The following is a 20,297-nucleotide window of genomic DNA, read 5'->3' as shown; positions in this document are numbered from 1 at the left end:
ACGGTTCCGCGCATGAGTAGATCGGACGTTCTGGTGGTCAGCGCGACCAAGGCGGAGGCGGTGCACGTCCCGTCCGAGTTCGAGGTCCTGATCACCGGGATCGGAAAGGTGAGCGCCGCCGTCGCCGTGGCGTCCGCACTCGCCGACTACCCGCGAACGGACAAACCGCTCGTCGTCAACATCGGTACCGCCGGCGCGCTGCACGAGCATCACAGCGGCCTGTTCACGCCGTCGACCGTCCTCAACCACGACATCAGTGCCGATGCCATCCGGGCGCTCGGGCACGAGGTGGCCGATCTCCTCGCCCTGCCGGACGGTGACGGTTCCGTGCTCGCGACCGGCGACCTGTTCGTGTCCGACGCCGGCGTACGCGACGTACTCGCCCGCAGAGCCGACCTCGTCGACATGGAGGGCTTCGCCGTCGCCTATGCCAGCGCTCGCGGCGGCGCCCGGTGCCGGCTGGTCAAGCACGTCAGCGACACGGCCGATGACTCGGCACTGGACTGGCCCGCCCGGATCGATGCGAGCGCCCGGGAACTCGGGCGCTGGCTCGCGGCTCTCTAGCTCGCCCGCAGTGTCAGCCCGACCCCGTCGCTGTTGACCAGCCGCAGCGAGTCCGAATGGACGCTGTAGCCCGTCTCCCCGGTCAACGCCGCGAGCACGGCACGCTCGACCTCGGAGACGTCCGGGGGGCACGCCATCCGGGTGGTGGCCCAGGGGCCGAACAGGATCGAACTCTGCTGCACGTCCGCGGTCCCGGTCATGCGGTTGCAGCCGGTGAAGCCGGACGCCGAACCGTCGCCGGCGATCAGCAACTGGGGTGCCGTCCTCTCCAGCGCCGCGGTCGTCGTGACCGCGTCCGGACTGATCAGCGCGGTGACCGTCCAGGTGGTCCCGACGACGGGCCGATCCGGCCGGGCGACCTTCTCGTCCGTCAGCGTCACCGACCCGGTGGGGGTGGTGAGGGTGAGTGTGTCGCCGCCGAGGGTCCAGTTCGGTTGCGCATCCAGCAGTGCCGCCACCCAGGCGTCCGCGCCGGCCGCCTCTCCCGGACATGCCATCAGCGTCATCGCGAGTGGTCCCGCCACGACCTTGCCCTCGGACAGGTCGACGTCGGCGCTGCCCTGATTGCACCCGCCCTCGACGGAGAGGCGTCCGGTGTCGGTGAACCCGAGTACGAGCGGCCCACCGCCGGGAATGGGATCGCCCTCGACGGAGGTGGAGACGAAGGTGCGGCCCGACGGATCGGGGGGCGTGGTCTGCTCATCCCCGCCGCAGGCGGTGAGCGAGGCGAATGTCAGGAGGCCGAGAACGGCGGCGGTGGTGCGCATTCCCCGAGGTTAGACACATTGTCCGGATCCGGGATCAACATCGGGTGACGCGCCGGATCAGGTCCTCCCAGGCGGCGCCGAGCCGTTCGACGGACATTCCGAGGTCGCGCAATTCGTGCAGAACGAGCGTCGCCTCGAGGGGGGCGAGGAGGGAACAGGCGAGCAGTTCGTGGTCGCCCTGCACCCCGGCCGCGCGGAGCAGGGACACGACGTGGCGCACGGACACTGCCCGGGCGGGTGCGGCGAACCGGAACTCGAGGGAGTTCTCGGCCGCGCGCTGTACCTCGCCCTGCACCTCGACGATCGCGATGCGGGCGTGCCCGAAGGCGATCAGCCGGTCGATCGGGTCGCCGCCCGGCCCGAGCGGTGGTGGACCGAACATGAAGGACTGCTGGAGTTCCCGTTCGGTGTGGTCGAGGAGTGCGTGCATGAGGCCCGACCGGCTGCCGAACCGGCGGAACACTGTGCCCTTACCCACACCGGCCTTGCAGGCGACCGCGTCCATCGTGACGGCGTCGACGCCGCGCTCCGCGACCAGCAGTGCTGCCGCATCGAGCAGAAGACGCCGATTACGTGCGGCGTCTCCGCGTTCCGGGGGGTCGACCCCGATCTGGGGCAGCAGGGGACTGGTCACGCTTGGCATCCTACCGCGACGGGAACATAAGTGGACCGCGGTCCGTTTAGTTGCTATACATGTTCACGAGTCGCCCTACGCACCATCGAAGGATTATTGACATGTCACAGACCAACGTTCTCGTTCTCGTCGGCAGCCTGCGCGCCGCCTCGGTCAACCGTCAGCTCGCCGAGACCGCGGTCGCCGTGGCGCCCGAGGGTGCCGAGGTGACCGTGTTCGACGGACTCGGAGACGTCCCCTTCTACAACGAGGACATCGACGTCGCCGGTTCCATCCCCGCCGTCGAGGCGCTGCGTGACGCCGCAGGCCGCGCCGACGCGCTCCTGCTCCTCACGCCCGAGTACAACGGCACCATCCCCGCCGTCCTCAAGAACGCCATCGACTGGATCTCCCGGCCGTACGGCACCGGTGCCGTGAAGGACAAGCCCGTCGCCGTCATCAGCGCCTCGCCCAGCGGCAACGGTGCACAGTGGGCGCACGAGGACACCCGCAAGGCTGTTCGCATCGCAGGCGGCAAGGTCCTCGAGGACGTCACCCTCGCGATCGGCGGCACCATCGACAAGTTCGGTGACCGGCACCCGCGCGAGAACGCCGAGGTCGCCCAGCAGGTTGCCGGCGTCGTCGCCAGCCTCGTCGACGCCACGAAGCAGCTCGTCGACGCCTGACGATCCGCTCGCGCGGCGCCGTCGTCGGCTACAGCCCGGTCCGATCCAGGGCTGCGTCGACGGCGTCGCGCACCGAGTCGAAGTCTTCACCGGCCGCCAGGGCAGAGTCCCTGGCGGCTTCTATCTGTTCGCGCACCGTCTCGTACCGCGCGACCCACTCCTCCTTGTTGTCGCGCCAATAACCGATGACGTCGTAGCGGTCCGCATGCCAGCCCAGGTCGTGGCGCAACCAGCGCCGCACCGCCCGCGACACCTTCGCCTCGCCCGCGAACCACACGTATCCCGGTGCATCCGGCCGCGGCCAGTCGCGGGCCGCGTCGGCGAGCAGACTGGCCCCGGCGCCGTTGCCGCTCCCGTCCAGCCACGTCACGGTCAGCGCGGCCTCGGTGGCGAACTGCTGCCGGTCCTCGTGCGTGGTGACCTCTGCGATCACGTGCGCCCGCGCCGAGCCGGGCAGTTCCTCGACGATCCGGCCGACCGCGGGCAGTGCCGTCATGTCGGCGACGAGGAGTTGCCACGCGGCGTCGGCCGGCGGCGCGTACCACCCCGAGGCGGTCGAGAACCCGAGCGTCTCGCCCGGGCGGGCGTCCGCGGCCCAGTGCGCTGCGGTCCCGCCCGCGTGGACGGCGAAATCGATGTCCATCTCCAGTGCGTCCGGGTCCCAGCGGCGCACGGTGTAGCTGCGCTTCTCCGCGCCGTCCGGTGGGAAGGCGAGGAGCAGGCGCTCGTCCGGCCTCCCACTGGACGCGAATCGACCGAGATCTCCACCCGCGAGGGTGATCCTCTGCATGTTCGGCGTCACCCGCCTCGTGCGCGCCACGGGCGCCGACCAGTCGAGGTGGTCCAGGGAGTCGTCGGACATGCGCTCAAGGTACCGGGCGGGCCGGCAGCTACCGGTGGGCAAGCGTGGGGCGAGCGTCGTACGCGACGCCCTTGTGTGCCCGGCCGCGAGCGGTCGGGGAGTGGCGTCTCCGGATGTGGCGAGTACGGCGCCCGGAGGGTGTCACCACGGTCCGGCGGAGTCGTCTCCGGCCGGTCCGGACGGTGCTCTCCCGGGGCCCGCACCGCGGATGCGGGCGTGTCTCCGGAGGTGACGTAAGCTCCCGGAGCCTCCAGTGCACGAGCGCGATGCGAGGGGTGTTCCGCGTCACGCCGAAAATGTGATGTGCGACACGCCGGAGCGAGCACGAAATTTATGGCCGGCGGGATGACGACCTGGGAATTTCATCAATGTGACTCACAACATCTCGGGTTGAGTGTTTCTGTCGGCCACTAGGTGTAGTGTCTTGAGCACTGAGAGACCACAACGAGAACCGACTCGGTGAGCATCTCCATCGGGGGTCACCGCCATCTCGATCCGGGGAAGTCTCAGTGCGCTGAACACACACTTCGTCAGCTCCATTCGGCAGTGGAAAGAGGGACTTCATGAGCATCACCGTCTACACCAAGCCCGCTTGCGTTCAGTGCAATGCCACCTACCGGGCCCTCGACAAGGCGGGTATCGAATACTCCGTCGTCGACATCACCGAAGACCCCGAGGCCCGGGACTACGTCATGGCACTGGGATACCTGCAGGCGCCCGTGATCGTGGCCGGTGACGAGCACTGGTCGGGCTTCCGCCCCGACCGCATCAAGACCCTCTCGGCAAACGCTGCTTGAAGCGAGGCGATCGCACCGCCCGAGGCGGAGATCGATCCGATTCCCGGGCGGCAGTAAACGGTAGTACTACTCCAGATGGTGGAAACCGATGACATCGCTGGTGTACTTCTCCAGCGCCTCGGAGAATACCCATCGCTTCGTTCAGAAGTTGGGTGTCCCGGCCACGCGCATACCGCTGCACGACCGCGCGGGCACGTTCGAGGTCGATGAGCCGTACGTCCTGATCCTGCCCACCTACGGGGGCGGGATCACCGCGACCGGTCGGGACACGAGCTACGTGCCCAAGCAGGTCATCAGATTCCTCAACAACACGCACAATCGCTCCCTCATCCGTGGGGTGATCGCTGCAGGCAATACGAACTTCGGCGAGTCGTATTGCTATGCCGGAAACGTGATTTCGCAGAAGTGCAGGGTTCCGTACTTGTACCGCTTCGAGCTCATGGGTACCGCCGAAGACGTAGTAGCAGTCCTGGACGGGCTCGAACAATTCATGGAGAGTGAACAGTGGCACCGACAATCACAGACACAGCCCCGGCTGGGAGTGTAGAACGCGCTGTGGCACGACCCGACGTCTCCTCGGGAGAACTCGATTACCACGCGTTGAACGCGATGCTGAACCTGTACGGCCCCAACGGCGAGATCCAGTTCGAGAAGGACCGCGAGGCCGCGAACCAGTACTTCCTCCAGCACGTCAACCAGAACACCGTCTTCTTCCACAACCAGGACGAGAAGCTGGACTACCTGGTCAAGGAGAACTACTACGAGCGTGAGGTCCTCGACCAGTACACGCGCAACTTCGTCAAGTCGCTGATCGACCACGCGTACTCGAAGAAGTTCCGGTTCCCCACCTTCCTCGGTGCATTCAAGTACTACACGTCGTACACGCTGAAGACATTCGACGGCAAGCGCTACCTGGAGCGGTTCGAGGACCGCGTCTGCATGGTCGCGCTCACGCTCGCCGCCGGCGACGAGGAACTGGCGACCAAGCTCGTCGACGAGATCATCGCCGGCCGCTTCCAGCCCGCCACCCCCACGTTCCTCAACTCGGGCAAGAAGCAGCGCGGCGAGCCCGTATCCTGCTTCCTGCTCCGCATCGAGGACAACATGGAGTCGATCGGCCGCTCCATCAACTCCGCCTTGCAGCTGTCCAAGCGCGGCGGCGGAGTCGCGTTGCTGCTCAGCAATGTTCGCGAACACGGCGCCCCGATCAAGAAGATCGAGAACCAGAGCTCCGGGGTCATCCCGATCATGAAGCTGCTCGAGGACTCCTTCTCGTACGCTAATCAGCTCGGTGCGCGTCAGGGCGCCGGCGCGGTGTATCTGCATGCGCACCACCCGGACATCTACCGCTTCCTCGACACCAAGCGCGAGAACGCGGACGAGAAGATCCGCATCAAGACGCTGTCGTTGGGCGTCGTCATCCCCGACATCACGTTCGAGCTGGCGAAGAAGAACGAGGACATGTACCTCTTCTCGCCGTACGACGTCGAGCGCATCTACGGGGTGCCCTTCGCGGACATCAACGTCACCGAGAAGTACTACGAGATGGTCGACGACAAGCGGATCCGCAAGTCGAAGATCAAGGCACGCGAGTTCTTCCAGACCGTGGCCGAGCTGCAGTTCGAGTCCGGGTACCCGTACATCATGTACGAGGACACCGTGAACCGTGCCAACCCGATCGCGGGCAAGGTCACCCACTCCAATCTGTGCTCGGAGATCCTCCAGGTTTCCACGCCGTCGGAGTTCAACGACGATCTGTCCTACAGTCATATCGGCAAGGACATCTCCTGCAACCTGGGTTCACTCAACATCGCCAAGACGATGGACTCCCCGGACTTCGCGCAGACCATCGAGACCTCGATCCGCGCGTTGACCGCCGTCGCCGATCAGACCTCCATCGACTCGGTCCCGTCGATCAAGAAGGCGAACGACGAGGGACACGCCATCGGTCTCGGGCAGATGAACCTGCACGGATACCTGGCACGCGAGCGGATCCACTACGGCTCTGACGAGGGCATCGATTTCACGAACATCTACTTCTACACCGTGGTGTTCCACGCGATCCGGGCGTCCAACGAGATCGCCAAGGAGCGCGGCACGTACTTCGCCGGCTTCCCGGAGTCCAAGTACGCCTCGGGTGAGTACTTCGACAAGTACACCGATCAGGTGTGGGAACCGAAGACGGAGCGGGTGCGGCAGCTGTTCGCCGATGCGGGCCTGCACATCCCGACGCAGGACGACTGGCGTGAGCTGAAGGCGTCCGTGCAGCAGCACGGCATTTACAACCAGAACCTGCAGGCGGTGCCGCCGACCGGATCGATCTCGTACATCAACAATTCCACAAGCTCCATTCACCCGGTGGCGTCGAAGATCGAGATCCGCAAGGAAGGCAAGATCGGCCGCGTCTATTACCCGGCGCCCTACTTGACCAACGACAACCTGGAGTACTACCAGGATGCCTACGAGATCGGGTACGAGAAGATCATCGACACCTACGCCGCGGCGACGCAGCACGTCGACCAGGGGCTGTCGCTGACGCTGTTCTTCAAGGACACCGCAACCACCCGCGACATCAACAAGGCGCAGATCTACGCGTGGCGCAAGGGCATCAAGACGCTGTACTACATCCGGCTGCGTCAGATGGCTCTGGAGGGTACCGAGGTCGAAGGTTGCGTCAGCTGCATGCTGTAGCCCGTGAGTACTTGTTAACCGCCGGCGGTTAACAAGTACTCACAGCCGAACGAAGTGAGGAATCAATGGTCAAGCTGGTGAGTCGCGTATCCGCGATCAACTGGAACCGCGTCCAGGACGAGAAGGACGCCGAGGTGTGGGACCGTCTCGTCGGCAACTTCTGGCTGCCCGAAAAGGTGCCGGTGTCCAACGACATCCCGTCGTGGGGGACGCTCACGGCTCAGGAGAAGCAGCTCACGATGCGGGTGTTCACGGGGCTGACGCTCCTCGACACCATTCAGGGCACCGTGGGCGCCGTCAGCCTCATCCCCGACGCCATCACCCCGCACGAAGAGGCGGTGTACACCAACATCGCGTTCATGGAGTCGGTGCACGCCAAGAGCTACAGCTCGATCTTCTCGACGCTGTGCTCCACCCGCGACATCGACGACGCCTTCCGCTGGTCCGAGGAGAACCCGAACCTGCAGCGCAAGGCCGAGATCGTCATGGACTACTACCAGGGCGACGAGCCGCTGAAGCGCAAGGTGGCGTCCACCCTGCTGGAGAGCTTCCTGTTCTACTCGGGCTTCTACCTGCCGATGTACTGGTCGTCGCGGGCGAAGCTCACCAACACCGCCGACCTCATCCGCCTCATCATCCGTGACGAGGCCGTGCACGGGTACTACATCGGCTACAAGTACCAGAAGGGTCTCGAGCAGCTCACCGAGGCCGAGCGCGACGACCTCAAGAACTACACGTTCGAGTTGCTCTTCGAGCTCTACGACAACGAGGTCGACTACACCCAGGACCTCTACGACGAGGTGGGCCTCACCGAGGACGTCAAGAAGTTCCTGCGGTACAACGCCAACAAGGCGCTGATGAACCTCGGCTACGAGGGTCTGTTCCCGAAGGACGAGACGGACGTCAACCCGGCGATCCTGTCGGCGCTCTCACCGAACGCGGACGAGAACCACGACTTCTTCTCCGGCTCGGGCAGCTCCTACGTCATCGGCAAGGCCGTCAACACCGAAGACGAGGACTGGGACTTCTAGTCCTTTCGCCCAATGTCACACCGGTGCAGTTCGACTGCACCGGTGTGACATTGGGCGAACTGCGTTCAGCGGCGGAACCATGCCTCGGGCTCGTCCTGCAGCGCCTTGTCGAGCCGCAGTCGCGACGACGGGGTGAGGTCCGACGGCAGAGCGTCGGGGGAGAACCAGGCGACGTCGTGGTTCTCGTCGTCCGACACGGCAGCCTCCCCGCCGACGTACCGCGCCAGGAAGCACACGTCGAGATACTGTGCGACGTCGCCGTTGGGGTAGGTGATCGGATCGGTGACGTCGACGCTCGTGATCCGGACCAGTTCCGCGTCCACGCCGGTTTCCTCGCGCACTTCACGCAGCGCCGCGGGTCCGGGTTCCTCCCCGGGCTCGAGGATGCCGGACACGACGGCCCACTTGCCGTTGTCGACGCGCCGGGTCAGCAGCACCCGGCCGTCGGCGTCGCGCACCACGACGCTCACCCCGGACAGCCACAGCGGCGCAGTGCCGACGTGGCCGCGCAGGGCGGTGACGAACTCGGGGACGGGCACCGGGCCTCCTAGCCGACGTAACCGTTCAGCGTGTTCCTGAGGTCGGTGAGCATCGCGCGTGCGGCGACGACACCGTTTCCGCCCCACACGTCACCCTCCACGGCGAAGACCCGCTTGTCGGCGGCCGCATCGAGGTCTTCCCACGCCTCACCGGACATCACGTCCTCCGCGTGCGCGGTGCCCTCTACGCCGTCCAAGACGGCGTAGATGAGGTCGCCCTCGGCCTGGTCGATGTCGGATTCGGAGATCGGTTCGGTGACTGCGCCGTCGAGGTTCTGATAGGCGGGCCGCCGCACTCCGGCGTCGGTGAGGACCTGGCCGGCGAACGTGGCCGGACCCTCGACCTCGATGCTGTCGGCGTCGAATCGGACTACGGACGCCTGTGTCTGCGCGGCATCGATGTCGACGCCGAGCTGCTTGGCGTCCTGCTGGTATTGCTCGAGCGCGGCCGTCGCCGCGTCGGCTCGGCCCAGGGCGTTGCCGGCGAGGAGGAACTGGGCCTTCCAGTACACGGGGTCGGAGCCGACGAACACTGTGGGCGCGATGGGGGAGAGCGCGCCGTACAGCTGGTCGGACGCCGGACTCGATCCGAGGATCAGGTCCGGGTCCGCCTGCGCGATCTTGTTCAGGTCCGGGGCGTCGACGGATCCGACGCTGGGGATCTCGGAGACGCCCGTGCCGAGGTACCCGGGCTGAGGCGAGTCCCCGTCGACGGTCGCCGCGCCGACCACGTTCTTCCACAGGCCGAGTGCGCACACCGCGTCCAGCGCGGCGCTGTCGAGTACCACGATCCGCTGCGGATCGGAGGGAACGTCGCTCTCGCCCTTCGTGTGGACCACCCGGTGGGTCGAGCCGGCCGCGAGTGCGGCGTCGACCGGGCCCGGCTCGGCGCAGGCGGTCGTGGTGTCCCGCTCGATGCCGACCACGCCCGCTCCGGCGATCTGCGTGGTCGTCCGGACGATGGACGCTGCGGGATCGTCGTCGGACGGTTGAGAGCAGCCGGCGACTGCGAGCACAGCGACGGCGGCGACGAGACCGGTGGACACGCGGCGGGCGGAAAACCTACGAGGGGACAATTCGGCGACTTCCTGTGTGTGCGGGCGCGTTCAGGTTAGCCGCTGTGCTTGTCCACCCCGAACGTGTCCGACAGGTCGTCGAGGATGAGGTGCGCGCCCTGGATGCTGACCGGCGACATCCAGCGGGCGTCGTCGACGTCGACCTTGCGTCCCTTCAGCGTCTGCCACAGCGGGCTCTCCAGGAACGGCTTCGCCGCTTCGGCGCTCTTGCCCGCCGGGTCCTGCCAGGTGCTGACGAAGATGGCGTCGCCCTCCGCCTCGCTGATCAGCTCGGGGCTGATGGCTTGCATGATGTTGTCCGGATCGGCCGGATCGGGGCCCTGGCTCTGCGGACGAGCGAGCCCGGCGTCCGCGAGGACGATCCCGCTGAACGAGGTGGTGCGGTAGAGGCGTGCTGTGGGCTCGCCCGCGAACCGGACGACCGAGATCACCGGATTCGACGCCGTGTCGTTGATCTCCGCGCCGACGGCGGCGGCCCGCTCCTCGTAGGCGCCGATCTTCTGCTCCGCGAGTTCCTCCTTGCCCAGTGCCTTGCCGACGAGCCGGATGTTGTCCTTCCACGTGGGCCCGGTCGTCTCCGTGAAGATGGTCGGCGCGATCGCGGACAGTTGCTCGTAGTTCTTTCCGTCGCGCACCTCGGCGGAGATGATCAGGTCGGGTTGCAGCGCGGCGATCTGTTCGAGGCTCGCGGTGCTGACCTTGCCCACCGACTCGGCTTCCGCCGCGAACTCGTCCCGCGAGGAGCCGAGGTAGTCGGGCAGGCCGGGTTCGCGGTAGTCGACGTACCCGACGAGTGGCGCCTCGAGGAGGAGGACGGCGTCGGTGAAGCTGTTGTCGAGTGCCACGATGCGCTGCGGTGCGGCCGGGATCTCGGTGCTGCCGCGGAAGTGGTCGACGGTGCGGGGGAACTGCCCGGTCGACGACGTGGTGCCGGACTCGGCGGCGGAGTCGTCGCTGCTGGAGCAGGACGTGATCGAGAAGGTGGCTGCAGCGGCTAGTGCGACCGCGCCGGCGACTACCCGGCGTCGGGAAAGAACGTTCACATGGAGCTCCTGATCGAAGTTAGGTGAGCGAAACCTTAGCACCGGGGTTCCGGCGTGTCGGAGTCTCCGTAGGTCCGTGTCGAGCGGTCGCGTGCGACACGCCGGACCGCGTGACAGTGAGCACTCCCCGGTGGGACAAACCGCAGGTCGCATGAGTCACAATTTGCTCTGAGTCCGGGTAAGTACGACAGTGGGTAGGACCCAGTCGGAGGCCGCTCAGGGCACGGTCTACGATTCGATGAGCGCAAGCCAGAGACCGTTCGCCTCGCAGCCCGGGGACGGACGCGCATTCAGGAGGATCAGTGACTGCCGTAGCGCCCCAGCCAGTCCCCGCGATAGCTGCAGCCAGGCCTTACCCGCCGCGGCAGGGACCCAAGGGCTCGTTCATCTTCAAAATGATTACGACCACCGACCCCAAGGTGCTCGGAATCATGTACTTGACGACCTCGATCGCGTTCTTCCTCATCGGTGGTCTCATGGCCCTGATGATGCGCGCCGAGCTCGCTGTGCCCGGTATGCAGTTCTTGTCGAACGAGCAGTTCAACCAGCTGTTCACGATGCACGGCACGATCATGCTGCTGCTGTACGCGACGCCGATCGTGTTCGGGTTCGCCAACTACATCCTGCCGCTGCAGATCGGCGCCCCCGACGTGGCGTTCCCGCGACTCAACGCGTTCAGCTACTGGCTGTACGTGTTCGGCGCGATCATCACGACCGCCGGCTTCATCACCCCCGGCGGTGCCGCGGACTTCGGCTGGACCGCCTACACGCCCCTGACGAGTGCGCTGCACTCCCCGGGCGTCGGCGCCGACCTCTGGGTCATGGGCCTCGCGGTCGCCGGCCTCGGCACCATCCTCGGTGGTGTCAACATGATCACCACCGTCATCTGCCTGCGTGCCCCCGGCATGACCATGTTCCGCATGCCGATCTTCACGTGGAACATCTTCATCACCAGCATCCTGATTCTGCTGGCGTTCCCGCTGCTGACCGCCGCTTTCATGGGCCTGTTCGTCGACCGTCACCTCGGTGGCCACATCTTCGACCCGGCCACCGGCGGTGTGCTGCTGTGGCAGCACCTGTTCTGGTTCTTCGGTCACCCCGAGGTGTACATCATCGCGCTGCCGTTCTTCGGCATCGTCTCGGAGATCTTCCCGGTCTTCAGCCGTAAGCCCGTGTTCGGTTACAGCGGCCTGGTCTACGCGACCCTCGCGATCGCGGCCCTCTCCATCGCGGTGTGGGCGCACCACATGTACGCCACCGGCGCCGTGCTGCTCCCGTACTTCTCGTTCATGACGTTCCTGATCGCCGTCCCGACGGGTGTGAAGATCTTCAACTGGATCGGAACCATGTGGAAGGGGCAGCTGACGTTCGAGTCGCCGATGCTGTTCTCCATCGGCTTCCTCATCACCTTCCTCTTCGGTGGTCTGTCCGGCGTCATCCTCGCGAGCCCGCCGCTCGACTTCCACGTCACGGACACCTACTTCGTGGTCGCCCACTTCCACTACGTGGTCTTCGGCACCGTCGTGTTCGCCACGTACGCCGGCATCTACTTCTGGTTCCCGAAGATGACCGGACGCATGATGGACGAGCGTCTCGGCAAGTGGCACTTCTGGACGACGTTCATCGGCTTCCACGGCACGTTCCTCGTCCAGCACTGGCTGGGTAACGAAGGTATGCCGCGCCGCTACGCCGACTACCTGCCCTCGGACGGCTTCACGTTCCTGAACTCGTTCTCGACGATCTTCGCGTTCGTCCTCGGTGCGTCGACGCTGCCGTTCATCTGGAACGTCTTCAAGAGCTACCGGTACGGCGAGGTCGTGACCGTCGACGACCCGTGGGGTTACGGCAACTCGCTCGAGTGGGCAACCAGCTGCCCGCCGCCGCGGCACAACTTCACCGAGCTGCCGCGCATCCGCTCCGAGCGCCCCGCGTTCGAGCTGCACTACCCGCACATGGTCGAGCGGATGAAGGCCGAGGCGCACGTCGGACCGGGCCACGGTGGCAAGCACGCCAGCACCGTGCTCGAGAAGGAACGCCACGAGCCGCTGACCGTCGGCGACGAAGGCGACCCCGGAACCGACACCGGCCGCTGACACCTCAGTTTCGGAAAGGCCCCGCCCCCACACCGGGCGGGGCCTTTCACTTGGCACAATGGGTGCCGGACAAGCCGCGCGAGCAACATGATCGGAGTACATCGGTGGGTGCAGCTGACACCACTGTTCTGGTGACCGTGACGGGCCCCGACCGACCCGGCGTCACCTCGGTGCTCTTCGGGTCGCTCTCCCGTCACGACGTGAGCCTTCTCGACGTGGAGCAGGTGGTGATCCGCGGGCGACTGACCCTCGGTGTCCTGGTGGCCTGCCCCGAGAACGGGGAAGCGCTGCAGGAGGAACTCGAAGAGGCGATGGCCACCGTCGGGATGTCGGTGGACGTCGAGATCGGTGCCGATCCCGGCAGGCAGTCGCTGTCCACCCATGCGGTGGTCGTCCTCGGTAGTCCGGTGTCGGCTCGCGCACTGCGTTCGGTGGCGCGGGAGATGGCGACGCTCGGGGTCAACATCGACTCGATCCGCGGTGTCGCCGACTACCCGGTGACGGGCCTCGAACTCCTCGTGAGCGCTCCCGGCACGGCGGAGGCGGACAAGAGTCTGCGCACCGTGCTGGCAGAAGTGGCCGTGCGCGAGAACGTCGACATCGCGGTCGAGCGCGGGGGACTGGCCCGGCGCGCCAAACGGCTCATCGTGTTCGACGTCGACTCGACCCTCGTCCAGGGCGAGGTCATCGAGATGCTCGCCGCTCGCGCGGGTGTCGAGGACGAGGTGCGCGCCGTCACCGAATCGGCGATGCGCGGCGAGATCGACTTCACCGAATCCCTGCACCAGCGGGTCGCGACCCTCGCCGGCCTCGACGCCTCCGTGATCGACGACGTCGCGGAAAACTTGGAACTGACACCGGGCGCCCGCACCACCATCCGTACGCTGCGCAGGCTGGGCTTCCACTGCGGTGTGGTGTCCGGCGGTTTCCGGCAGGTCATCGAGGGCCTGGCCCACGAACTGGAACTGGACTTCGTGCAGGCCAACACGCTGGAGATCGTGGACGGCAAGCTCACCGGCCGGGTGATCGGCGACATCGTGGATCGGGCCGCGAAGGCGACCGCACTGCGCAAGTTCGCCGCTCAGGTCGGCGTCCCGATGGAGCAGACGGTGGCGGTCGGCGACGGAGCCAACGACATCGACATGCTCAACGCCGCCGGCCTGGGAATCGCGTTCAACGCCAAGCCCGCTCTGCGGGAGGTCGCGGACACCGCACTCTCGCACCCCTTCCTCGATGCGGTGCTGTTCATCCTCGGGGTCACCCGCGACGAGGTCGAGGCCGCGGACGCGGTGGACGGCGTGGTGCGACGAGTCCCGCTGTCGTGACGGAATCGTGCCGGGACGCGGTCACCGGGGAGACCGGTGACGAGACCCTCTGGGCGGCGCGTCACGCCGTCCTCGCGGCCGGATACGGCGGCCGGCCGGATCCGGACGACCCGGCGCAGGTTCTCGCCATGCCGATCGTGCTGCACATTCCGAAGGCCGACCCCCCGCCGCGTAGTGCTCTGCTCGAAGCTGCCGCGACCGCGGCGGTGGCGTTGTGCCTCGACCCCCGCGTCGGCCCCGACGAGACGGGCGCGCCCGGACCGTGGCAGGAGGACTACCTCGCCTGGATCGGGTCCCGGATCCGCAAGGTGTCCCGGCGGGCGCGGGGAGCGGGGTGGGTTGCGGCGCAGGAGGTCGAGGGGATCACCGTCGACGTCGACGGTGCGCAGGCCCGCGCACTCGTGCCCGTCGCCGTCGGCGCGCTCGATCCCCGCATCCGGAAATTGCAGATCGGCGGCACCGATCTCGACCACGACGATCCCGGGGAGATCCCGGACGGGATTCCGGTGCTGTGGATCAACTCCGCCCTGGACATGACGGTAGGCAAGGCCGCGGCGCAGGTCGGGCACGCGTCGATGCTGCTCGCGGGCGCGATGACCACCGAGCAGGCACGCGCGTGGGCGGCCACCGGCTACCGCTGCGCCGTGCGGGACGCCGACGTCGGACTGTGGGAAGAGTTGACCATCGAGGTGGTGCGGGCCAGGGCGATCGCGGTGCGCGACGCCGGCTTCACCGAGGTGGCTCCCGGATCGATGACTGTGATCGCCTGCCCCTGAAGATCGATGCCTGACGCATCGTCGGTCCAGTGCCTGCGTCGTGGCTATGGGATGCGGCAGGTATGCCCGGAACACTGACGGTCATGCTCGCTCGACGCCTGATCGCTCTGTTCGCCGGACTGTGGCTGTACGGTTTCTCGATGGCCATGATGGTCACCGCCGGCCTCGGTCTCGACCCGTGGGACGTGTTCCACCAGGGGGTCGCGGATCGCACGCCACTCAGTTTCGGTGTGGTGACCGCACTGACCGGGGTTGTGGTGCTCACACTCTGGATCCCGATCCGGCAGAAACCGGGATTCGGCACGATCGCCAACGTCGTGGTCATCGCAGTGTCGGTGGACACGTCGCTCGCGTTCCTCGAACCCGCCGAGTCCCTGGTCGTGCGGATCGTGGTGATGCTCGGTGGCGTGGTCCTCAACGCGCTCGCCACCGTGCTGTACATCGGTGCGGGGATGGGCCCCGGGCCGAGGGACGGTCTCATGACCGGTCTGGTCGCGCGCACCGGGCTGTCGGTGCGGGTGATCCGCACGTCGATCGAGGTGACCGTGCTGGCCACCGGCTGGTTGCTCGGCGGCACCGTCGGGGTGGGTACCGTCGTGTACGCGCTGGGCATCGGCCCGCTCATCCAGCTGATGATGAGGTTCGGCGGCCTTTACCCGACCGCACGGAAGACGAGCAGCGTCGGACCGGACAGTGCGATCGTGGAGTCTCCGGAGATCGGGCCGCCCGGCGGCGGTGCGCCGTCGGGGGACGCCGAGTCGAATTCGGCGAGCACCGTCCCGTAGAACCATTCGGGACGGCCGAGGGTGATCACGGTGGGTCCGCCCGAGTGGAAGACGAGGAGCCAGCTGTCGTCGGTGAGCTGGTGCCCGTCCTCGGTGTGGGAGCGGATGTCGGATCCGTCGATCCACGCCTGGAGGGTGCGCCTCGAGTCGTCGTACCACGCGGGGTCGTCCATCTCCGCGCCGTCGGCGCCGAACCACACGAGGTCGGGATGGCCGGTAGGTGTGCGCCTGCCCTCGAAGAATTCCGGCTGGCGCAGGGCGGGGGAGGCGCGTCGGAGGTCGAGGGCGCGCGTGACGAAGGCGGTGAGAGTCGTGTCCCCGGTGATCCAGTCGAGCGGCCAGGAGTCTTCACGCGGGGTGTCCTCCGGGACGCAGTACGCGTTGTTGTTGCCGCCCAGTGTGTGACCGAATTCGTCGCCGGCCGTGAACATCGGCGTGCCCGTCGACAGTGCGAGCGTGGCCAGGAGTGCGCGGACGTGCCGGGACCGTGCCTCGATGATCGACGGATCCTCGGTGGGGCCTTCGACGCCGTGGTCGACGGAGTCGTTGTGATCGGCGCCGTCCCGGTTGTCCTCGCCGTTGGCCTCGTTGTGTTTGCGGACGTACGACACGAGGTCCGCGGCGGTGAACCCGTCGTGGGCGGTCACGAAATTGACGGACGCCCACGGCCGCCGGTTTCCGAACACGTCCTCGGAACCCGCCACCCGGGAGGCGAGATCACGCACCCCGGTGCCGCCGTTCCAGAACCGTCGAACGGTATTGCGGTACTTGTCGTTCCATTCCGACCACTGGACGCCGAAGTGCCCGACCCGGTATCCGTCCGACGTGGCATCCCACGGTTCGGCGATCAGTTTGCACCGGGAGAGAACGGGATCCGCCGTGATCGCGGAGAAGATCGAAGCGCGGGAATCGAATCGGCCGCCACCGGGCCGGCCGAGAGCGGACGCGAGGTCGAACCGGAAGCCGTCGACCCCCATCTCGTGCGCCCAGTAGCGCAGGCTGGCGCCGATCATCCGGACGACGACGGGCGACTGTGCGTCGACTGTGTTCCCGCAACCGGTGATATCGATGTCGCGACCGTCGGAGTCGAGGAGGTAGTAGCCGGGGGCGTCGAGGCCGCGCCAGCTGAGGCTGATGCCGTCGACGCCCTGTTCGCAGGTGTGGTTGTACACCACGTCGAGAATGACCTCGATCCCCGCGGCGTGCAGCGCGTCGACCATCGTGTGGAACTCGGTGATCTCCTCACCGGGCACCACCGCATAGCCCGGGTGGGGGGCGAAGAACGCTGCCGTGGAGTATCCCCAGTGGTTGCGCATGCCCCGGGAACGCACGGTGGCCTCGGAGACGAACGCCTGAACGGGAAGCAGTTCGACCGCGGTCACCCCGAGCCTGACGAGATGGCCGACGACGGCGGGTTCGGCGAGACCCAGGTACGTTCCGCGGTACTGCGGCGGCACGTCGGGGTGCCGTGCGGTGAACGATCCCACGTGAAGTTCGTAGACAACGGTTTCCTCCCACGGCCTTTCGATCCGCGGTCCGCTCGTGCGGGCGTGGTCGGCCGTGACCACCGACAGTGGTGTGTGGCCCAGGCTGTCGACGCGTGACGGGCCGCCGAACGGGTCGCCGTCGTGGGAGACGAGTGCGTCGTGGTCGCCGAGTTTTCCCGTGATGCGGGTCGCCCACGGATCCAGAAGCAGCTTGGCGGGGTTGAGGCGCACGCCGCGAGCGGGGTCCCAGCGTCCGTGCGCGCGGTAGCCGTAGCGCCTGCCCGCGCCGACACCCTCGACGATGCCGTGCCAGATACCGTACGTCCGCTGGACCAGATCGATCCGCGTCTCGTCGCCGTCCTCCGAAATCAGGCACACCTGTACCAGCTCGGCGTCGGGAGCGTGAACCGCGAACTGCGTTCCGGTGCCACGCACTTTCGCTCCCAGCGGAAACGGTGATCCGGGCAGCCGCAGACTCGGCGGGAGCGACGAGATCTCGCCGGGGTGCGAATCGATGTGAGGCGACACGCAACTGATCCTGCCGTGAATGCTCGGAAGATGTGCGGGAAGATGGGTGCGTGCATGAACCTGATCCCGATCTCCTCATCGAATTCGACGACGTTCTCCTCCGCCGCGGGGGCAACACTCTGGTGGGCCCGGTCACCTGGAAGGTGGAACTCGACGAACGATGGGTCGTCCTCGGGCCGAACGGGGCAGGGAAGACGTCGTTGCTCCGGATCGCGGCCGCCGAACTGCATCCCACGAGCGGAAGTGCCTACCTTCTCGGCGAAAGGCTCGGCCGGGTCGACATCAACGAACTTCGACCGCGGATCGGACTGTCCTCCTCGGCGCTCGCCAACCGGGTGCCGTCCGAGGAGGTCGTGACCGATCTCGTCGTGTCCGCCGGCTACGCGGTACTCGGGCGCTGGCGTGAGCGCTACGACGACATGGACACCGACCGTGCCGTCGAGATGCTCGAGAGCCTGGGCGCCGAGCACCTCGCGAAGCGCACGTACGGCACGCTGTCCGAGGGTGAGCGCAAACGCGTCCTCATCGCCCGTGCGCTGATGACCGACCCGGAACTGCTGCTGCTCGACGAGCCCGCCGCCGGTCTCGACCTCGGTGGGCGCGAGGAACTCGTCGCGCGCCTCACCGACCTCGCCGCCGACCCCGACGCACCCGCGACGGTCCTCATCACCCACCACGTCGAGGAGATCCCGCCGGGGTTCACTCATGCACTGCTCCTCAAGGAGGGGGAGGTGGTCTCGCAGGGGCTCCTGGATCAGGTCATCACGGCCGAGAACCTCAGCGAGGCGTTCAGCCAGTCGATCAGCCTGGACAAGGTCGACGGCCGGTTCTTCGCGCGGCGGACCCGCGTCCCCGGCGCGCACCGGCGGGGCTGAGCACCGGCGGTCACACGGGGGGACCGACTGCGACCCGCGTCACCCGGCGGCGTAGGTTCCGAGACATGGTCTCGAAGCAAGAGCAGGCGCCCCGCGACAGTACCGACGTTGCACCCAAGGACGCGTCCACCGTCATCCTCATCCGTGACGCCGCGGCAGACGTCGCGGCGCCCGGAATCGAGGTGTTCCTCCTCCGCCGGGTGAAGGGGATGGCGTTCGCCGGCGGCATGACCGTGTTCCCCGGCGGCGGGGTCGACCCGTCGGACGCCGACGCCGAGGTCGACTGGGCGGGAGCGTCCGTCGACTGGTGGGCCTCGCGGTTCTCGACCGACCCGGCGCGCGCGAAGGCCCTCGTGTGCGCGGCGGTGCGCGAGACGTTCGAGGAATGCGGCGTGCTTCTCGCGGGACCGAGCGCGGACACGGTCGTGGCGGACACATCCCGGTACGCGCAGTCCCGCACACAGCTCGAGAAGCGCGAACTGTCGTTCAGCGACTTCCTGAAGCGCGAGAACCTCGTCCTGCGGGCCGACCTGCTGCGGCCCTGGGCGAACTGGATCACTCCGGTCGGCGAGGGCCGCCGCTACGACACGCGGTTCTTCGTCGCCGCCGCACCACACGGCCAGATCGCGGATGGGGCGACGTCCGAGGCCGAGGACGTGCAGTGGCAGAGTCCTGCCGCGGCGCTCGCGCACTGGCAGGGCGGCGGAAGCATCCTGCTGCCGCCGACGTGGAGTCAGCTCACGGCGCTCAGCGCGTTCGGTTCGGTCGCGGAGGTGCTGGCCGCGGAGCCGGAGATCCCGGTGATCCTGCCGACGCTGATCACGGGCGAGGAGCAGCTCCGCGTGGAGTTCCCGGGACAGGACGGCTACTACGAAGCCGGTCCGCATCCGTGGGCGTCCCGCGACTGATCGCGATGCGGCGGGCCGCGAAACCGCGTCGGAGGCAGACAAGTAGCCTTTTGCCTCATGGCTGAGTTTGTCACTCTCGAGGTATCCGAAGGCATCGGCACGATCCGGCTCGCGCGCCCCCCGATGAATGCCCTGAACCGTCAGGTTCAGCAGGAGTTGCGGGCGGCGGCGCGGGAGGCGACCGTCAACGCCGACGTGAAGGCCGTCATCGTCTACGGCGGCGAGAAGGTCTTCGCCGCGGGCGCGGACGTGAAGGAAATGTCCGAGATGGACTTCGGGCAGATGTCCGACGTGATCGGCGACCTGCAGTCCGACCTCGCGGCGGTTTCCGAGATCCCGAAGCCCACCGTCGCCGCCATCACGGGGTACGCGCTCGGCGGCGGCCTGGAGGTCGCGCTGTCGGCGGACCGGCGCATCGCGGGCGACAACGCCAAGCTCGGCGTGCCGGAGATCCTTCTCGGCGTCATTCCCGGCGGCGGCGGCACCCAGCGTCTGGCCCGGCTGATCGGACCGTCCAAGGCCAAGGATCTGCTGTTCACCGGCCGGTTCGTCGACGCCGAGGAGGCTCTCGCGATCGGTCTGGTCGACGAGGTCGTGGCGCCGGACGACGTGTACGAGGCGGCCCGCACGTGGGCGTCGCAGTTCACGAAGGGTGCGGGCCGCGCCCTGGCTGCGGCAAAGGCCGCCGTGGACCGTGGGCTGGACGTCGACCTGGGTACGGGGCTCGCGGTGGAGCGTCAGCTGTTCACCTCGTTGTTCGCCACCCGGGACCGCACGATCGGGATGGAATCGTTCATCGAGAACGGCCCAGGTAAGGCTCAGTTCACGGGCGAGTAGTCTGGAGCCCGAAA

General features: G+C 67.2%; 19 protein-coding genes. 12 read left to right on the top strand and 7 right to left on the bottom strand.

Features of this window, described 5'->3' with window-relative positions; translation table 11 throughout:
- Nucleotides 1–12 precede the first annotated feature (12 nt).
- Nucleotides 13–564 (top strand): nucleosidase, encoded by a 552-nt coding sequence (locus tag WKC72_RS28195; protein WP_370180475.1) that lies wholly within the window; start codon nucleotides 13–15, stop codon nucleotides 562–564.
- Here the strand turns inward: WKC72_RS28195 and WKC72_RS28190 are convergent.
- Together WKC72_RS28190 and WKC72_RS28185 are read right to left on the bottom strand one after the other, a co-directional pair.
- Nucleotides 561–1,331 carry an META domain-containing protein gene (locus WKC72_RS28190; protein WP_370180474.1) on the bottom strand — a complete coding sequence of 257 codons (771 nt, stop codon included), beginning with the start codon at nucleotides 1,329–1,331 and terminating at the stop codon, nucleotides 561–563. The genes WKC72_RS28195 and WKC72_RS28190 overlap by 4 nt on opposite strands.
- A 34-nt stretch (nucleotides 1,332–1,365) precedes the next feature.
- Nucleotides 1,366–1,965 carry a TetR/AcrR family transcriptional regulator gene (locus WKC72_RS28185; protein WP_128638983.1) on the bottom strand — a complete coding sequence of 200 codons (600 nt, stop codon included), beginning with the start codon at nucleotides 1,963–1,965 and terminating at the stop codon, nucleotides 1,366–1,368.
- A gap of 101 nt (nucleotides 1,966–2,066) precedes the next feature.
- Between WKC72_RS28185 and WKC72_RS28180 the strand changes: the two genes are divergently transcribed.
- Complete coding sequence (locus tag WKC72_RS28180) at nucleotides 2,067–2,630, top strand: NAD(P)H-dependent oxidoreductase (RefSeq protein WP_037245358.1); 564 nt, start codon at nucleotides 2,067–2,069, stop codon at nucleotides 2,628–2,630.
- Between the two features lie 28 nt (nucleotides 2,631–2,658).
- On the opposite strand, the gene WKC72_RS28175 is transcribed toward WKC72_RS28180, so the two are convergent.
- Nucleotides 2,659–3,492 (bottom strand): siderophore-interacting protein, encoded by an 834-nt coding sequence (locus WKC72_RS28175; RefSeq protein WP_370180473.1) that lies wholly within the window; start codon nucleotides 3,490–3,492, stop codon nucleotides 2,659–2,661.
- A gap of 563 nt (nucleotides 3,493–4,055) precedes the next feature.
- Between WKC72_RS28175 and WKC72_RS28170 the strand changes: the two genes are divergently transcribed.
- The 4 genes from WKC72_RS28170 to nrdF all read left to right on the top strand — a co-directional run bounded on the left by WKC72_RS28170 (nucleotide 4,056) and on the right by nrdF (nucleotide 8,011).
- Nucleotides 4,056–4,289 (top strand): redoxin NrdH, encoded by a 234-nt coding sequence (locus WKC72_RS28170; protein ID WP_005240286.1) that lies wholly within the window; start codon nucleotides 4,056–4,058, stop codon nucleotides 4,287–4,289.
- 88 nt (nucleotides 4,290–4,377) lie between these two features.
- Nucleotides 4,378–4,836, top strand: a complete 459-nt coding sequence (gene nrdI / locus WKC72_RS28165) for a class Ib ribonucleoside-diphosphate reductase assembly flavoprotein NrdI (RefSeq protein WP_015890189.1) — start codon at nucleotides 4,378–4,380, stop codon at nucleotides 4,834–4,836.
- Complete coding sequence (nrdE, locus tag WKC72_RS28160; RefSeq protein WP_043825778.1) at nucleotides 4,794–6,980, top strand: class 1b ribonucleoside-diphosphate reductase subunit alpha; 2,187 nt, start codon at nucleotides 4,794–4,796, stop codon at nucleotides 6,978–6,980. The genes nrdI and nrdE overlap by 43 nt, the downstream gene beginning before the upstream one ends.
- Nucleotides 6,981–7,045: 65 nt before the next feature.
- Complete coding sequence (nrdF, locus tag WKC72_RS28155) at nucleotides 7,046–8,011, top strand: class 1b ribonucleoside-diphosphate reductase subunit beta (RefSeq protein ID WP_015890191.1); 966 nt, start codon at nucleotides 7,046–7,048, stop codon at nucleotides 8,009–8,011.
- A gap of 65 nt (nucleotides 8,012–8,076) precedes the next feature.
- Here nrdF and WKC72_RS28150 read toward each other — a convergent pair whose 3' ends face one another.
- The 3 genes from WKC72_RS28150 to WKC72_RS28140 are packed head-to-tail and all read right to left on the bottom strand — an operon-like array spanning nucleotide 8,077 to nucleotide 10,669.
- Nucleotides 8,077–8,550: an NUDIX domain-containing protein gene (locus WKC72_RS28150; RefSeq protein ID WP_037245364.1), complete on the bottom strand. Its 474-nt coding sequence runs from the start codon at nucleotides 8,548–8,550 to the stop codon at nucleotides 8,077–8,079.
- Nucleotides 8,551–8,558: 8 nt separating this feature from the next.
- Nucleotides 8,559–9,626: an iron-siderophore ABC transporter substrate-binding protein gene (locus tag WKC72_RS28145; protein ID WP_370180472.1), complete on the bottom strand. Its 1,068-nt coding sequence runs from the start codon at nucleotides 9,624–9,626 to the stop codon at nucleotides 8,559–8,561.
- A 35-nt stretch (nucleotides 9,627–9,661) separates the two neighbouring features.
- Nucleotides 9,662–10,669: an ABC transporter substrate-binding protein gene (locus WKC72_RS28140; protein WP_112299419.1), complete on the bottom strand. Its 1,008-nt coding sequence runs from the start codon at nucleotides 10,667–10,669 to the stop codon at nucleotides 9,662–9,664.
- Between the two features lie 302 nt (nucleotides 10,670–10,971).
- Here WKC72_RS28140 and ctaD point away from each other — a divergent pair, with 302 nt between their 5' ends.
- The 3 genes from ctaD to WKC72_RS28125 all read left to right on the top strand — a co-directional run bounded on the left by ctaD (nucleotide 10,972) and on the right by WKC72_RS28125 (nucleotide 14,863).
- Complete coding sequence (gene ctaD, locus WKC72_RS28135; RefSeq protein WP_005240299.1) at nucleotides 10,972–12,762, top strand: cytochrome c oxidase subunit I; 1,791 nt, start codon at nucleotides 10,972–10,974, stop codon at nucleotides 12,760–12,762.
- A gap of 104 nt (nucleotides 12,763–12,866) precedes the next feature.
- Nucleotides 12,867–14,087, top strand: coding sequence for a phosphoserine phosphatase SerB (gene serB / locus WKC72_RS28130; RefSeq protein WP_005240300.1), 1,221 nt, complete (start codon nucleotides 12,867–12,869; stop codon nucleotides 14,085–14,087).
- Nucleotides 14,084–14,863, top strand: a complete 780-nt coding sequence (locus WKC72_RS28125) for an aminoacyl-tRNA hydrolase (protein ID WP_370180470.1) — start codon at nucleotides 14,084–14,086, stop codon at nucleotides 14,861–14,863. The genes serB and WKC72_RS28125 overlap by 4 nt, the downstream gene beginning before the upstream one ends.
- Before the next feature lie 652 nt (nucleotides 14,864–15,515).
- On the opposite strand, the gene glgX is transcribed toward WKC72_RS28125, so the two are convergent.
- Nucleotides 15,516–17,663 carry a glycogen debranching protein GlgX gene (gene glgX, locus WKC72_RS28120; protein WP_370180468.1) on the bottom strand — a complete coding sequence of 716 codons (2,148 nt, stop codon included), beginning with the start codon at nucleotides 17,661–17,663 and terminating at the stop codon, nucleotides 15,516–15,518.
- Between the two features lie 50 nt (nucleotides 17,664–17,713).
- Between glgX and WKC72_RS28115 the strand changes: the two genes are divergently transcribed.
- The 3 genes from WKC72_RS28115 (at nucleotide 17,714) to WKC72_RS28105 (ending at nucleotide 20,283) form a co-directional block, all read left to right on the top strand.
- Complete coding sequence (locus tag WKC72_RS28115; RefSeq protein WP_052033815.1) at nucleotides 17,714–18,538, top strand: ABC transporter ATP-binding protein; 825 nt, start codon at nucleotides 17,714–17,716, stop codon at nucleotides 18,536–18,538.
- Between the two features lie 65 nt (nucleotides 18,539–18,603).
- Complete coding sequence (locus WKC72_RS28110; RefSeq protein WP_370180466.1) at nucleotides 18,604–19,446, top strand: NUDIX hydrolase; 843 nt, start codon at nucleotides 18,604–18,606, stop codon at nucleotides 19,444–19,446.
- Nucleotides 19,447–19,503: 57 nt separating this feature from the next.
- Nucleotides 19,504–20,283: an enoyl-CoA hydratase/isomerase family protein gene (locus WKC72_RS28105; RefSeq protein WP_037245385.1), complete on the top strand. Its 780-nt coding sequence runs from the start codon at nucleotides 19,504–19,506 to the stop codon at nucleotides 20,281–20,283.
- Nucleotides 20,284–20,297 lie beyond the last annotated feature (14 nt).

This window comes from Rhodococcus wratislaviensis, assembly GCF_041228765.1.
Lineage (GTDB): Bacteria > Actinomycetota > Actinomycetes > Mycobacteriales > Mycobacteriaceae > Rhodococcus_F > Rhodococcus_F wratislaviensis.
The sequence above is the reverse complement of the archived record's forward strand: the minus strand, read 5'-3'. Positions and strand labels throughout refer to the sequence as shown.